This window comes from Kitasatospora sp. NPDC058048 (genome assembly GCF_042885555.1).
GTDB classification, from domain to species: domain Bacteria; phylum Actinomycetota; class Actinomycetes; order Streptomycetales; family Streptomycetaceae; genus Kitasatospora; species Kitasatospora lactacystinica.
This window is the reverse complement of record NZ_JBHVRT010000011.1, coordinates 241,161-251,992: the sequence shown is the minus strand read 5'-3', so window position 1 is coordinate 251,992 and position 10,832 is coordinate 241,161. Positions and strand designations below refer to the sequence as shown.

General features: G+C 74.9%; 10 protein-coding genes. 2 read left to right on the top strand and 8 right to left on the bottom strand.

Translation table 11 applies throughout. The features are described from left to right. Positions 1 to 43: 43 nt before the first annotated feature. Complete coding sequence (locus ACFVVA_RS15375; protein ID WP_387689653.1) at positions 44 to 622, bottom strand: TIGR03086 family metal-binding protein; 579 nt, start codon at positions 620 to 622, stop codon at positions 44 to 46. 101 nt (positions 623 to 723) lie between these two features. On the opposite strand from ACFVVA_RS15375, the gene ACFVVA_RS15370 reads away from it, so the two are divergent. After that, on the top strand, positions 724 to 1,716 hold the full coding sequence (locus tag ACFVVA_RS15370; RefSeq protein WP_387689651.1) for a helix-turn-helix transcriptional regulator: 993 nt from the start codon (positions 724 to 726) through the stop codon (positions 1,714 to 1,716). An 18-nt stretch (positions 1,717 to 1,734) separates the two neighbouring features. On the opposite strand, the gene ACFVVA_RS15365 is transcribed toward ACFVVA_RS15370, so the two are convergent. The 7 genes from ACFVVA_RS15365 to ACFVVA_RS15335 all read right to left on the bottom strand — a co-directional run bounded on the left by ACFVVA_RS15365 (position 1,735) and on the right by ACFVVA_RS15335 (position 8,974). Continuing rightward, positions 1,735 to 2,949, bottom strand: a complete 1,215-nt coding sequence (locus tag ACFVVA_RS15365; RefSeq protein WP_387689649.1) for an alpha/beta hydrolase — start codon at positions 2,947 to 2,949, stop codon at positions 1,735 to 1,737. Between the two features lie 211 nt (positions 2,950 to 3,160). Continuing rightward, on the bottom strand, positions 3,161 to 3,496 hold the full coding sequence (locus ACFVVA_RS15360; RefSeq protein WP_380358825.1) for an MmcQ/YjbR family DNA-binding protein: 336 nt from the start codon (positions 3,494 to 3,496) through the stop codon (positions 3,161 to 3,163). Positions 3,497 to 3,612: 116 nt separating this feature from the next. Beyond that, positions 3,613 to 4,887: an acyltransferase gene (locus tag ACFVVA_RS15355; protein ID WP_387689647.1), complete on the bottom strand. Its 1,275-nt coding sequence runs from the start codon at positions 4,885 to 4,887 to the stop codon at positions 3,613 to 3,615. Between the two features lie 26 nt (positions 4,888 to 4,913). After that, entirely contained in the window at positions 4,914 to 6,038 is a 1,125-nt protein-coding gene (locus tag ACFVVA_RS15350) for an alpha/beta hydrolase (protein WP_387689645.1), read from the bottom strand. 148 nt (positions 6,039 to 6,186) lie between these two features. Next, on the bottom strand, positions 6,187 to 6,861 hold the full coding sequence (locus ACFVVA_RS15345) for a response regulator transcription factor (protein ID WP_359913052.1): 675 nt from the start codon (positions 6,859 to 6,861) through the stop codon (positions 6,187 to 6,189). Next, positions 6,858 to 8,171: a sensor histidine kinase gene (locus ACFVVA_RS15340; protein ID WP_387689644.1), complete on the bottom strand. Its 1,314-nt coding sequence runs from the start codon at positions 8,169 to 8,171 to the stop codon at positions 6,858 to 6,860. The genes ACFVVA_RS15345 and ACFVVA_RS15340 overlap by 4 nt, the downstream gene beginning before the upstream one ends. 116 nt (positions 8,172 to 8,287) lie before the next feature. Next, complete coding sequence (locus ACFVVA_RS15335; protein WP_387689642.1) at positions 8,288 to 8,974, bottom strand: TetR/AcrR family transcriptional regulator; 687 nt, start codon at positions 8,972 to 8,974, stop codon at positions 8,288 to 8,290. Between the two features lie 217 nt (positions 8,975 to 9,191). Here ACFVVA_RS15335 and ACFVVA_RS15330 point away from each other — a divergent pair, with 217 nt between their 5' ends. Beyond that, entirely contained in the window at positions 9,192 to 10,790 is a 1,599-nt protein-coding gene (locus ACFVVA_RS15330; protein WP_387689641.1) for an MFS transporter, read from the top strand. Positions 10,791 to 10,832: the final 42 nt, after the last annotated feature.

Sequence of the window (10,832 nt, the reverse complement as noted above, 5' to 3'; positions counted from 1 at the left end):
GAGCCGGTGCGGGCTCCCCCGGGCCGCCGGGCCGGTGCCGGGTTCAGACCGTCCGGCCCATCCAGGCGGCCAGCCGGGTGTGCACGTCGGCGTCCTCGGCGACCGGCCGGACGGCGGCGAACGGGACACCCGGCACCCGCTGTTCGGCCGGCAGTACGAACTCGGCGACGGCCAGCGCGGTCCGCGCCAGGTCGTCGTCCAGGGCGAAGCCGTTGCCGAGGCTCCCGGCGATGTCCCCGGAGTGGGTCACCAGCTCCATCAGGTAGCCGCCCACCGCCGCCGCGCCGGGCACCTCGCCCCAGGGGGCGACGGTCGGGCGGCCGAGCTTGGCGTCGTCCGCCCAGGCGGCGGTGACCCGGGCGCGGGCCCGGCCCAGCGCGGCCGGCCAGCCCTCGTCCGAGGGGTCCTCGACGGCGGCCACGACGTCCTCGGCGCGGCCGCCCTCGCCCATGTACGCGAACCGGTGGATGCCGCCGACCACGTGGTTCAGCAGCTGACGCAGGGTGAACTCGGTACAGGGGGTGGCCCGGTCGAGGTCGGCGGGGGTGATCGTGGCGAACAGCTTCTCCAGCTGGTCGAGGGCGGTCAGGTACTGCGGGCGGGCATCCTGGACGGCGGTCATCGGCGCTCAACTCCCTGGTGTCGGATGGTCTTTCGGGCTCGGAACGCAATTTCCCAGTAAAACCTGACAACTGCCGTCAGGATTACTGGAATTCTTGGGGCATGAAGGCCGACCGCCTGCTCTCGATCCTGCTGCTGCTCCAGACCCGCGGCCGGGTGTCCGCCACCGAACTCGCCGAGCGGCTGGAGGTGTCCGTCCGCACCATCTACCGCGACGTCGAGTCGCTCTCCGCCGCCGGGGTGCCGGTGTTCACCGAGCGCGGGCGGCACGGCGGCATCGGCCTGCTGCCCGGCTACCGCACCGACGTCACGGGCCTGACCGCGGACGAGGCCAGGGCGCTGTTCGTGCTCTCCGCCCAGGGCGCGCACAGCGACCTCGGGCTGGACGGGGCGCTCGGTTCGGCGCTGCGCAAGGTGATGGCGGCGCTGCCGGCCCCGCACCGGCCAGCCGCCGAGCGGATCAGTGAGCGGATCCTGGTCGACCCGGCCCGCTGGATGCAGACCCCCGGCGCGGTCGGCCCCGCCGCCGGGCCGGACCTGGGCGAGCTGCAGTACGCCGTCTTCGCCGACCGGCGGCTGCGGCTGCGCTACCGGCACGGCGGCACGCCCGCGCCGGTGGAGTACACCGTCGACCCGTACGGGCTGGTGAGCAAGGCGGCGGTCTGGTACCTGGTGGCCGATCTGCACGGCGAGCCCCGGCTGTTCCGGGCCGACCGGGTGCTGGCCGCCGACACCACCGAGGAGACGGTGCGGCGCCGGGCCGGGGTCGGGCTCGGCGACGTCTGGGCGGTGCTGCGCGAGCAGGTGGAGCGGCTGCCGAAGGACCTGCCGGTGCGGGTGCGGGTCCGCCGCGGACGGCTGGACATGTTCCTGCGCATCCACGGCGGCCGGGTCACCGCGCCGCCGCCGGAGGCGGGCGCCGGGCCGCCCGAGGAGTGGGCCGAGGTGGCGATGGCCTTCCCGGCCCCGGCGGCCGTCCGGTCGCTGCTGGCCTTCGGCGCGGACGTCGAGGTGCTGGTCCCGCCGGCCGCCCGGCGCGAGCTGGCCAGGGCGGCGGCGGAGGCCCTGCGGCTGTACCAGGACCAGCCGTCCTGAGCCCCCGGGGGGCGGGCCTCAGGAGCCGGGGTTGGCCCGGACCACGTCCTGGTAGCGGCCGAGCGAGATCGCCGCGAAGTTGCGCAGGCTGTCGGTGCCCTCGGTGAAGTAGCCGTTGTGGCCGGCCGCGCGGGCCGAGGAGATCTGCTCGGAGCCGAAGCCGCTCGCCGTCGGGTCGGCGCCGTGGCCGAGCCCGCCGACCTCCAGGAACGGCACGTTGCCGATCCAGTCGCTGGGGTTGCGGGTGGCCCAGACGTGCACGCCGGCGCCCAGTTCGGTGGTGCTCTGCACGCCCATGCCGGGGCTGCCGAAGACCACCAGGTCGGTGATGCCGGAGGTGTCGGACGGCGAGGCCGCCGCGCGCGGGATCTCCGGGGCGGCGGTGCCGCAGACCACCGAGCCGTACGAGTGGCAGAGCAGCGACGGCGGCGCGTCCGGCCGGGTGGTCTCCTTCAGGCCCGAGAGCAGCCGCTCCAGCCGGGGGGCGGCGACGTCGGCGAGCCGGGAGGTGGCGGCGTCCGGGCCGAGGCCGGAGGGGGTGACGTAGCCGGTCCAGGAGATCACGGCGGTCCGGGTGTTCGGCGCCTGGCGCCGCTCCTCGGTGTAGAGGGCGCGGGCCATGCCGGCCGGGGAGCGCAGCGGCTCGGCGGCCTGGTCGTGGTGGCCGAGGTCGGCGTCCGAGCCGGGGACGAGCACGGAGATCCGCTCGGCGTCGGCGAGGTCGCCCCACACCTCGCTGACCAGGCCGCGGCCGCGCGGGTCGAAGGCCAGGACCTGCCGGCCGGGGGCGAGCAGGTGCTCGACGTCGTTGGCGCGGGAGACGGCCAGCGCGCGGGTGTCGGAGTCCAGTTCGCGGTCGGCGGCGCGGGCCAGGGCCCGGTCGCGCTCGGCGGCCAGGGCGATCCTGTTGGCGCGGTAGCGCAGGTCCAGCGGGGCGCCGTCGTAGTTGCCGACGACCAGCGGGTACTGCTGGATCAGCCGGTCCAGTTCGGTGGGCGCGAGCGAGGCGAAGAACGCCGCGGCGGCGGCCGGGGTGGTGGTGGCCGGGTCGGGCAGGGAGTGGCCGAAGGAGTGGTCCTGGACCCAGGCGGCGCTGCCGGCCGGAGGCGTGGAGATCGCCAGCTGTTCGGAGGAGACCGCGGCCGCGGCGGCGGCGCCTCCGGCGTCGGCGAGCACCGCGCAGCCGGCGAACGCCCCGATCAGTACCCGCTTCCAGCGCCGACGGTTGCGCACCGCACCAACTCCCTTGGGGCCCGTCACCGTTTCGCGGGCGGTGCCCGGAGGGTGCGATAGCTCTGCTGACTTCCCTGCGCAAGCCTAGGGGGCCCGGAGGGAGGACGGGAACGCCTAAACTGTGGGATGGATCACATGAACCCGGGGTGTCCGCGCGACGTCTCCCAGTGGTTCGGACGGTGGCCCGCGCGGCCGTTCGACAGGGCCGCGATCAGGCGTCGAACTCGCGTACCAGGCGCTTCGGCGCCGTCCGCCGCCAGGCCTCGGTGACGAGGTCGTGCAGCTCGTCCCGGTCCACCAGGTCCAGCCGGACGCTCACCCAGCCGTGCCGTCCGACGTACGGGGCGGAGGAGAACACCTCGGGTTCGGCGGCGAGCAGTTCGGCCTGGTCCTCGGGGGAGGCCTTGACGGTGACCCGGTCCCCGTCGGGCGCGCCCATCGCGAAGATCCGGCCGCGGACCCGCAGCGTCTCGATGTCCCAGGTCGGCTCCTGGGCGGCTTCCGGCAGGGCCAGCGCCATCGTGCGGAACTCGTCGAACGTCACCATGGCGGCAGGGTAGGGCAGGACACCGACAGCGCGCCGCAGGGGCGCGGACCGATCGGCCCGCGCCCCTCCTGCACGCCGTGCTCCGCCGCCCGGAGCGGCCCGCACCCGGTGGGCCGTCACACCACGCCCAGCGCGTACGCCGCGAAGAGCGCCGCCGCGGCGCCGGCCACCGCCTTGCCGCCCCGCGAGAAGGCCGTCCACGGGCCGTCGAACCGGCGGGTGAACCAGCCGAGCGCCACCAGCACGGCGGCGAACAGCGGCAGCAGCGCCAGCCTGGCGGCCACCCAGCCGAGCGAGTCCGGCGCGGTGGTCAGCCCCGGGACGGCGCCCAGCCCGGCCGCGCCCGGCACGGCGACCGCGAGCATCGCGCTCTGGTGCCAGCAGAAGATCGTCATCGCCGACAGGTTGACCACCACGACCGGCAGCCAGAGCAGCGGACGGCGGGTCAGCAGCCGGCCCAGCCGCTCCCGCAGCAGCACCGCGGCGCCGCACTGGAACGCCGCCAGGGCGAGCACCAGCAGGGACGGCGGGTGCGAGTTGGTGCGCGCGGCCCCGGGCACGCCGACCATGCTGGCCGGGTAGTGGAAGACCAGCAGCAGCGCGGCGAACAGCGCGCCGCCGCCGAGCAGCAGCACCCGGGCCGCCGGGCGGCCGAGCCGGCCCTGCGCCCAGAGCACGCCCAGCTGGTAGCCGAACAGCCAGCCCGGCAGGATGTTCAGCAGCGCGACCCAGGACGGCACCGCCCCGGCCCACGGCCCGTAGCGCAGCAGGTCGACGGCGGCGACCGAGGCCACCAGCAGGCCCGCGGACCAGCCGCCCAGCCGGCGCCCGGCGGCCACGCAGAGCGGGGTGAGCGCGGTCAGCCCCAGGTAGACCCCGATGTACCAGAGCGGCTGCACCACCAGGGTGGCGCCGGTGCGCACGGTGTCCGCGGGGACGCCGAGCGCGGGCAGCAGCGGGATCAGCGCCGCCCAGACGGCCGCCACCCCGAGCACCGGGCGCAGCAGCCGCACGGTACGGGCCCGCAGCCAGCCGCCGTACGTCACGCCCCTGGCCCGGGCCCGCTCCAGCGAGCGGACCGAGGAGTGGCCGCCGACCAGGAAGAACACCCCGAGCATCTGGAGCACCCAGCTGAGCGGGGCGAAGAAGCCGAGGGTGGAGAGCGGGCTGGTGTTGTGCAGGGCGCCGTCGGGGGAGCGGGTGAGGCCGCCGAGCATCCAGTGGCCGACCGGTACGGCGAGCAGGGCGAGGGCGCGCAGCCCGTCCAGGGCGCGGTCGCGGTGGGCCGGGGTCTTCGCGTCGACCCGCGCGGCGGCGCGGCGCAGCGCGGTGAGCGGCCGGGGGGTGCGGGGCTCCGCGGTGCGGGGCCGGGGGGCGAGGGTGCTGGCCATGGTGGTGCTCCTTCCGGTGCGGGCGGTCAGGCGCGGCCGAGCGCGACGGCGGCGTAGGCGGCGAGGGAGGCGGTGCCGGGGGCGAAGTAGCCGTCGTGGCCGTGGGATCCGGTGGCGGGCAGCGGGCGGGCGCCGAAGCCGGGGGCGGTCGGGTCGGCGCCGTGGCCGAGGCCGAACAGCCGGACGTTGGGCACGTCGCCGATCCAGTCGGAGTCGTTGCGGGCGGTGGCCCAGAGCGGGACGCCCGGGTCGAGGTCGGCGGCCGAGTCGATGCCCATGCCGGGCGAGCCGAGCACCACCACGCCGGAGGCCTGCGCGGGGGTGGGGCGGGCCAGGCCGCAGACGACCGAGCCGTAGCTGTGGCAGAACACGGTGGGCGGGGCCTGCGGGCGGGTGGTGACGGCGAGTCCGTCGAGCAGCCGGGTGAGGCGGGGGGCGCCGGCCCGGGCCAGGTCCTCGGTGGCGGCGTCCGGGCCGAGGCCGAGCGGGGTGGTGTAGCCGGCCCAGGCGATCACGGCGGTCCGCCCGTCGGTGGCGTCCAGGAGCGCGCGGGCCATGCCGGCGGGGGTGCCGTACGGGCCGGACGTGCGGTCGAAGCGGAGCAGGTCGATGTCGGAGCCGGGGACGATCACGGCGGTGCGGAGGGCGGTGGCGAGGTCGCCGTACACCTCGGCGACCTGGCCGCGGCCGCGCGGGTCGAAGGCGAGGATCCGCCGGCCGCCGTCCAGCAGGGCGCGGTAGCGCTCGGCGCGGGTGCGGGCGGCCTCGTGGTCCTGCGGGGTGAGGGCGGGGTCGGTGGCCCGGGCGAGTTCGCGGGTGCGCTCGGCGTTCAGGGCCAGGGCGTTGGCCCGGTAGCGGAGGGCGACCGGGGCGCCGTCCAGGTTGCCGACCACCAGCGGGTGCCGGACGGCCAGGGCGTCCTGCGCGGCCGGGGTGAGCTCGGCGAAGAACGCGGCGACGCCGGCCGGGGTGGTGGTGGCCGGGTCGGGCAGCCGCCGGCCGAGCGAGGAGTCGGCCGTCCAGGCGGCGCTGCCGGGCGGCGGGCCGGTGACCGGGGTCTGGGTGTCGGCGGCCCAGCCGCCCGCGCCGAGTACGACCGCCAGCGCCACCGCGGTGGCGGCGATCGCCCGTCCGGCCCGAAACCTGCGCATGTCCTTGCCCTCCCTCGTCCGTTCGGCCGCCGTATCCGTTCGGCGTCCGATGGGGAGGAAGGTAGGAATGCGACGGCCCCGCGGACGTCACACCGCGGGGCCAACTCCCGGGTGCTACCCGGGTATCAGAGGGGGCGAACGGCTGCCCCTACTGACCGGGGGTCACCAGGCCGGACTCGTAGGCCAGGACGACCGCCTGGGCGCGGTCGCGCAGGCCGAGCTTGGCGAGGATGCGCCCGATGTGCGTCTTGACGGTCTGCTCGGCGAGCACCAGCTTGGCGGCTATCTCCTGGTTGGACAGGCCGCGGGCGATCAGCTCCAGCACTTCGGTCTCGCGCGGGGTCAGGCCGTTGAGCCGCACCTTGGGGTCGTGGCGCTTGGCCGGGCGGGTGCGGGCGAAGTCCTCGATCAGCCGGCGGGTCACCGAGGGGGCGAGGAGCGCCTCGCCGGCCGCGACCACCCGGACCGCGGCGATCAGGTCGGCCGGCGGGGCGTCCTTGAGCAGGAAGCCGCTGGCCCCGGCGCGCAGCGCCTCGTACACGTAGTCGTCCACGTCGAAGGTGGTCAGCATCAGCACCTTGGGCCGGTGGGCGCCCGGCACGGCCGGGTCGAGCAGCCGCCGGGCCGCCTCCAGGCCGTCCATGACGGGCATCCGGACGTCCATCAGCACCAGGTCCGGGTGGGTGCGGCCGTTGACCTCCAGGGCCTGGGCGCCGTCCGCCGCGTCCCCCACCACGTCGATGTCGCTCTGGGCGTTGAGCAGGGCCGCGAAGCCCGCGCGCACCATGGCCTGGTCGTCGACGATGATCACGCGGATGGTCATGCGGTGGTCTCCCGGGGGGTGTCTGGAAGGTCGAGGGGCAGGACGGCGGCCACCTTGAAGCCGCCGTCCGGCAGCGGGCCGGTGTCCAGCCTGCCATCGACCAGCCGGACGCGTTCACGCATTCCGACCAGCCCCTGCCCGGTGCCCTCGACCGAGGCCTCCAGCGACTCGGTGTGCTCCGGCGGGGGCGCGTTGACCACCGTCACCAGCAGCGCCGGGCCGTCCGCGGTCAGCGACACCCAGGTCCGCGCGCCGGGGGCGTGCCGCACCACGTTGGCCAGCGCCTCCTGCACGATCCGGTACGTGGACAGGCCGACGGCCTGCGGCACCAGGTCCACCAGGTCCGGCTCCACCGTCAGCTCGGCCGGCACCCCGGCCCGGCCCACCGTCTCGACCAGCTGGGCGAGTTGGCCGACCCCGGGCTGCGGTGCCTTCTCCCCGCCGGACTCCTCGCTGCGCAGTACGCCGAGCAGCCGGCGCATCTCGGCCAGCGACTCGCGGGCGGTGCCGGCTATCGCGGTGAACTCCTCGGCGGCCGCGTCCGGCACCCCGGTGATCCGGTACGGCGCGCTGGCCGCCTGCACCGCGATGACCGACATGTGGTGCGCCACCACGTCGTGCAACTCCCTTGCGATCCGGGTGCGTTCCTCCAGCAGGGTGCGGCGTTCGCGTTCGGCCTCGCTGATGTGCTCCTGCTCGGTGAGCAGCCGGCGGGCCACGGCGCGGTCCCGGACGGCCCAGCCGAGCAGCAGCGCGGCGCCGCTGAGTGCGATCAGCAGCACGGTGGTGCCGTCGCCGGAGCGGGGCAGGCCGAGGGTGGTGGTGAGCGCGGTGAGCAGGACGGTGGCCACCCAGACCGAGACCACGGTGGCCCGGCTCTCGCGCAGTGCGAGGGCGAGCAGCAGGAAGACGTAGGCGATGATCATCGGGGCCGTCCACGGCCAACTGCCCATCAGCTGGTGGTGGCGGGCGGTGATGGCGGCGGTGGTGACCATGGCGGCGGCGCTGATCCACCAGGCGGTCAGCGGCCGGGTGACGGCGAGGAACAGCGGTGTGGTCTGGGCGATGGTGAGCGCGGCGGCCACCGGCAGCACCAGGTCGTAGAAGCTGACCAGGTTGGCGATCCCGGTGGGTATCAGCGAGCCCTGCAGGGCGATCACGACGATGTACGGCAGTCGGCGCACCCAGCGCCGCCGGGAGTCGCCGAGCAGTGGGGTCTCGTCCTGGCTCGGGGTGGTCAGGTGGTGCCGCAGGGCGCGCAGTTGGCGCAGTGCGAACGTGCGGGTGTCGGCTTTGGTGGGCGTCTTCATCGTGGGTCAGCCTAGGAGGGCGGGCCGCGTGGGTCGTCGCACTGGGGCGCGAACTTCCGCGGGGCTACCGGGGTACCGGGTGATACCCCGGTATGACCCGGGTGCGGCGCCGGGTGCTACGCGGGGCTGCGCCAGTGGCCGGCCAGGGCCGGGCCGAGCTGGTCGAAGTAGCGCTCGATCACCGCGACCATGCCCTCGGGGCCGGCCGGTGCGTGCTCGGCGCTCCAGGACAGGTGGGCCGAGCGCAGCAGGCTGCCGAAGACGGCGGCGAGTACGGCCGGGCGCAGGTCCTCGGCCGGGTCCAGGCCCTCGCGTTCGGCGAGCACCTGGACCACCAGGCGCTCCTGCTCGGTGACCCGGCGCAGTTGGGCGGCGAGCAGCGGGGGCGTCTCCTCGATCATCCGCATGAGCTCCAGGGCGCTGTGGATCGAACCGGGGCCGGCGGACTCCTCGTTGCCGAGGTCGCGCCAGGCCTTGACGATCGAGGCGCGCAGGGCCTGGAGCGGGGCCTCCTCGGCCGGGCGGTGGCGCAGGCACTCGATGAAGTAGTCCTCGGCCACGGCCATCACGGCGAGCGCGACCTCGTCCTTGTTGGCGAAGTAGCGGAAGAAGGTGCGCTGGGAGACGTCGACGGCGGAGGCGATCTCGTCGACGGTCGTGCGGGCGAAGCCCTGCCTGAGGAAGAGCAGGTGGGCGGCCTGGATCAGGGCGTAGCGGGTCTGCTGCTTCTTGCGCTCGCGCAGGCCCGGCGCGCGTTCGGGGCCCGCCGGGGTGCCGGTGGTGCGGGGGGTGTGAGCGGCCATGGCGGGGGCCTTCCGGAGCGCTGGGTGTGGCTGGTGGGACCACAACTTTACCGCTCTGACAAATGGCAGTGATGGTCAGAAGTCACTGTTTGCCGAATGTCAGAGGCTGACATAATCTGCCGGGGTGGCGCCCGTCGGGCCGGGGCACCTGTGGGGACGGGTGGGCCGGGGCGCCACGACCATGTACCGCACCGAGCCACGCCCCCGGAGGGCCCAGATGAGTCAGTCCGTCGTGAAGAACTCCGAGGCGGACGCACCGCCGAACCCACCGTCGGGGGGCGGTCTCAAGGGACACCCCTGGCTGACCCTGCTGACCGTCGCGGTCGGCGTCATGATGGTCGCGCTGGACGGCACGATCGTCGCCATCGCCAACCCGGTGATCCAGGAGAAGCTGCACGCGGCGCCCTCCGAGATCCAGTGGGTCACCAGCGGCTACCTGCTGGCCCTGGCGGTCTTCCTGATCACCGCCGGCAAGATCGGTGACCGCTTCGGCCACAAGACCACCTTCCTGGTCGGCGCGGCGGGCTTCGCCGTCACCTCGGCCGCGATCGGCTTCGCCGGCAACATCCAGACCGTGATCGCCTTCCGGGTGCTCCAGGGCCTGTTCGGCGCGCTGCTCCAGCCGGCCGCGCTGGGCCTGCTGCGCGGGGCCTTCCCGGCCGAGAAGCTCAACATGGCGATCGGCATCTGGGGCGGCGTGATCGGCGCCTCCACCGCGGCCGGCCCGATCGTCGGCGGCCTGCTGGTCGAGCACGTCAACTGGGAGTCGGTGTTCTTCATCAACATCCCGGTCGGCCTGGTCGCGCTGGCGCTGGGCGTGTGGATCCTCAAGGACGTCCGGGCCGAGAACGCCGCCAAGTCCTTCGACCTGCCCGGCATCGCGCTGCTCTCGGTGGGGATGTTCGCGCTGGTCTTCGGCATCATCAAGGCCCCCGAGTGGGGCTGGGGCGACGGGCGGACGCTGCTGTTCCTGATCGGCGCGGTGGTCCTGATGGTGCTGTTCGCGCTCTGGCAGGGCAAGGCCCGCGAGCCGCTGATCCCGCTCGGCCTGTTCCGCTCGGTGCCGCTGTCGGCGGGCGTCCTGCTGATGGTGCTGATGGCCTTCGCGTTCTTCGGCGCGATCTTCTTCGTGACCTTCTACCTCCAGAACGTGCACGGGATGAAGCCGGTCGAGGCCGGCGTCCACCTGCTGCCGATGACCGGCATGATGATCATCGGCTCGCCGCTGGCCGGCCTGGCGATCGGCAAGCTGGGCCCGCGCATCCCGATCGTGGCCGGCATGCTGATCACCACCACCGCGATGTTCGGCATGTCCACCCTGGACACCGGCTCCGGCAACGGCGTGATGTCGCTCTGGTTCGTCCTGATGGGCCTGGGCATCAGCCCGGTCATGGTCGGCGCCACCGAGGTGATCGTCGGCAACGCCCCGCTGGAGCTGTCCGGCGTGGCCGGCGGCCTCCAGCAGGCCGCGATGCAGGTCGGCGGCAGCCTCGGCACCGCCGTGCTGGGCGCGCTGATGGCCGCCAAGGTCGGCGACGTCCTGCCGGGCAACTGGGCCAAGGCCGGTCTGCCGCCGGTGGAGGGCGCGGCGGGCGAGGGCCTCAAGCAGGCCGCCCAGCTGGGCATCGCCCCGCCGGCCCCGGCCGGCACCCCGCAGCAGGCGGTGGACGCGATGGCCGGCGCCGTCCACGAGTCCTTCGTGAGCGGCATGTCGCTGGCCTTCGCGGTGGCCGCCGTGGTGGCCTTCGGCGCCGCCGTGCTCGGCCTGCTCACCCGCCGCGGCGCCACCGACGCGGGCCCGGCCGTGCACATCTGACCGGCCCCGCAGCAGGACGGCCCCGGACTCCTCGGAGTCCGG

What these genes read in the sequence shown, in the direction of transcription:
- ACFVVA_RS15335 (WP_387689642.1), bottom strand. Translation starts at nt 8,974, where the DNA reads ATGGCCGCTCACACCCCCCGCACCACCGGCACCCCGGCGGGCCCCGAA.
- ACFVVA_RS15375 (WP_387689653.1), bottom strand. Translation starts at nt 622, where the DNA reads ATGACCGCCGTCCAGGATGCCCGCCCGCAGTACCTGACCGCCCTCGAC.
- ACFVVA_RS15370 (WP_387689651.1), top strand. Translation starts at nt 724, where the DNA reads ATGAAGGCCGACCGCCTGCTCTCGATCCTGCTGCTGCTCCAGACCCGC.
- ACFVVA_RS15330 (WP_387689641.1), top strand. Translation starts at nt 9,192, where the DNA reads ATGAGTCAGTCCGTCGTGAAGAACTCCGAGGCGGACGCACCGCCGAAC.
- ACFVVA_RS15340 (WP_387689644.1), bottom strand. Translation starts at nt 8,171, where the DNA reads ATGAAGACGCCCACCAAAGCCGACACCCGCACGTTCGCACTGCGCCAA.
- ACFVVA_RS15360 (WP_380358825.1), bottom strand. Translation starts at nt 3,496, where the DNA reads ATGGTGACGTTCGACGAGTTCCGCACGATGGCGCTGGCCCTGCCGGAA.
- ACFVVA_RS15355 (WP_387689647.1), bottom strand. Translation starts at nt 4,887, where the DNA reads ATGGCCAGCACCCTCGCCCCCCGGCCCCGCACCGCGGAGCCCCGCACC.
- ACFVVA_RS15345 (WP_359913052.1), bottom strand. Translation starts at nt 6,861, where the DNA reads ATGACCATCCGCGTGATCATCGTCGACGACCAGGCCATGGTGCGCGCG.
- ACFVVA_RS15350 (WP_387689645.1), bottom strand. Translation starts at nt 6,038, where the DNA reads ATGCGCAGGTTTCGGGCCGGACGGGCGATCGCCGCCACCGCGGTGGCG.